1 protein-coding gene is annotated in these 3,133 nt (G+C 76.4%); it reads left to right on the forward strand.

What is annotated here, in order from left to right:
• Positions 1-308 precede the first annotated feature (308 nt).
• Positions 309-3,133 (forward strand): SpoIIE family protein phosphatase (locus tag ACTUAL_RS31445; RefSeq protein WP_440902767.1); only part of this gene is annotated, 2,825 nt, incomplete at its 3' end.

Raw genomic sequence — 3,133 nt, forward strand, 5'->3', positions numbered from 1 at the left:
CAGCAGCGCCAGGAGGGAGAGGACCGGCACCACGTTGGTCCAGGACAGCATGGGCGGGATGCGCGAGCGCGTCGCTGAGGTCATCGTTCTCCCGTGTCGGAGGAACATCGGATGATTCATTTTCCCAGTTCGCGCCCTTGATGCCCAATCGCCCCTTTTCACCGGTGCGGGTGAACGCGGCCGTTCGGACGGCCGACGGCGGCCGAAGCGGACCCGGTCGGCCCGGCGCGGCCCGGCCCCCGCGGCGCCCCCGGTACGCTCTGGCGGTGTTCGATCTCCGCGCAGACCGTGCGAGTTCCCCGGTCCTGGTGGCCCACCTGGGGGTCGACCGGACGCTCCTGTCACTGGCGCCCGAAGGCCGCACCCTGCTCGGCCTCTCCGCAGGTGAGGACCTTGGGGCCCTCCCGGAGAGCCTGCGGGAGGCCGTGGACGGCGCGGCCGAGGAGGGGTCGTGGTCCGGTGTCGGCGAGCTCGCGGGCGTCCCGGTCCGGGTGGTCTGCGTCGCCCTCGGCGAGGGGTACGCGCTGGTGGCGACCCCTCTGGCGGCGGGTGCGGGCACCGGTGGCGACACACCTGCCGCCGACGTGAGAATCCACACAACGCCTGACACAAATTTTGCCCCCTCCGAGGCGCGGGGGGAGGTCCCCGGCGAGCACCTGCGCGGGCTCGTGGACGCCCTCTCGGTGGTCGTCTGGGCCGCCGACGCGACCACCGGGCGCTACACCTTCGTGTCGCGGCACGCCGAGCGGCTGCTCGGCTACCCGGTGGAGCGCTGGCTGGGCGAGCCCGGCTTCTGGGAGTCCGTCGTGCACCCCGACGACCGGGCCGCGATCGCCGACCGCGACGTGGAGGGGCTCTCGGACTACGAGCTGGACTACCGCGCCGTCGCCGCCGACGGGCGCGTGGTGTGGCTGCGCGACCTGGTCCGGGTGGCCCGCGACGAGCGCGGCGAGCCGACCGCGCTGCACGGCGTGCTCGTGGACACCTCCCCCGGCCGGGCCGCCGAGGAGCGCCGCCGGTTCCTGGCAGGCCTGGAGGCGCAGCTGCAGCGCCTGGAGGACGCGGGTGAGGTGATGACCGCCGCGACCAGGCTGCTCGGCGAGCACCTGGCCGCCGACCGGTGCGCGTACGCCGAGGCCGAGTCCGACCAGGACCACTTCACGATGAGCGGCGACCACGCCACCGGGCTGCCGCCGCTGACCGGCCGGTTCGCCATGTCCTCGTTCGGGAGGGACGCGCTGCTGGCGATGCGCGCGGGCGAGCCGTGGGTGGTGCACGACAGCGAGGACGACCCGAGGTTGACCGCCGAGGACCGCCTCGTCTACCGGCGCACCGGCATCCGGGCGGTGATCTGCCTGCCGCTGCTGCGCGGCGGCCGGTTCGCCGCGGCGATGGCCGCCCACCAGGCCACGCCGAGGCGGTGGGCGCCCGCCGAGGTGGAGCTGGTGTCGGTGGTGGTCAACCGGTGCTGGGAGTCGGTGCAGCGCACGCACGCCGACCGGGCGCTGCGGGAGAGCGAGCGCCGCTTCCGGCAGCTGGTGGAGCGGGCCACCGACGGGATCTGGGTGCTGGACCGGGACCTGCGGTTCGTGGAGGTCAACCCGGCGGCGTGCGCGCTGCTCGGGCACGCCCGCGAGGACCTGCTGGGCAAGCCGGTGGCGGCGCTGCTCGGCTCGGAGCGCGGGGAGCGGCTGGCGGCGCTGCTGGGCGACGAGGGCGCCCCCGACGTGGTGACCGAGGTGTGGCAGGTGCGGCGCGCCGACGGCGGCGCGGTCGCGCTGGAGCTGAGCATCCAGGCCACGCCGACCGGGTTGCAGGCCATCGGGCGGGACATCACCGAGCGGCAGCGGGCCGAGGCGGAGCGGGAGGCGCTGCGGCACCGGGAGCACGAGATCGCGGAGGCGCTGCAGCGCAGCCTGCTGCCGCGCGAGCTGCCCGCCCTGCCCCGCCTGGCCGCCGCCGCGCGCTACCTGCCCGCCTCGGCGCACACCCAGATCGGCGGCGACTGGTACGAGGTGCTGCCGGTCGGGGAGACGACCGTGGCGCTGTCGGTGGGCGACGTGGTCGGGAAGGGCCCGCAGGCCGCCGCCGTGATGGGGCAGCTGCGCAGCGCGCTGGCCGGGTACCTGCTGGACGGGCACTCGCCCGCAGCGGCGCTGGAGCGGCTGGACGCGTTCGCGCTGCGCACGCGCGGGGCCCCCGGCAGCACCTGCGCCTGCCTGACGCTGGACTGGAGCACCGGGGAGCTGCGCTGGGCGAGCGCCGGGCACCCGCCGCCGCTGCTGGTGGAGCCCGAGCGGTCGCGGTTCCTGCCCATCGGGACCGGGACGGTGCTGGGGGTCCCCGGCCGCGCGGCCTACCGGGACTCGCAGGTGGTGCTGCCCGCCGGGGGCACCGTGGTGCTGTACACGGACGGGCTGGTGGAGCGGCGCGGGGCGCTGATCGACGCCGGGCTGGACGCGCTGCTGCGGCTGGTGCGGGACGAGCACGAGCTGGGGCCGGACGAGCTGGCCGACCGGATCACGTCCGCGCTGCTCGACGGCGGGCAGGACGACGACGTGGCGCTGGTGGTGGTGCGGAAGATCCCGGAGCCGCTGCGGCGGCGGGTCGCGGCCGAGGCCCCCGAGCTGTCCGGGATGCGGCGGCGGGTCGCGGAGTGGGCGGGCCGGGCCGGGCTGTCCGACGACCTGCTGTGCGACCTGCAGCTCGCGCTGGGCGAGGCGGCGGCGAACGCGGTCGACCACGCCTACCCGGACGGGCCGGGCGAGTTCGAGTACCGGGTCGAGCGGATCGGGGACGGCGGGGTCCGGGTCCGGGTGTGCGACTGGGGGCGGTGGCGGCCCGAGCCCGAGGACAAGGGGCACCGGGGGCGCGGGGTGCAGCTGATCCAGACGGTGGGGCGCGACGCGGTGTTCACCAGGGGGCCGGAGGGGACCGTCGTGGAGTTCGTGGTCCCCGAGGGCGACGGCCCCGGCGTTCCCGCGCCCCGGCGGCGGGTGCGCGGGCCGGTCGTGGGGGTCCGCTGCACGGCGGGCGAGGAGTTCCGGGACGCGGTGCAGGTGCTGCACCTGGGCGGCGACCTGGACCTGGACGGGGTCAGGGCGCTGCGGGAGTTCCTGCTCGGCGACGCCGG

The sequence above is a fragment of the Actinosynnema sp. genome, assembly GCF_052038725.1.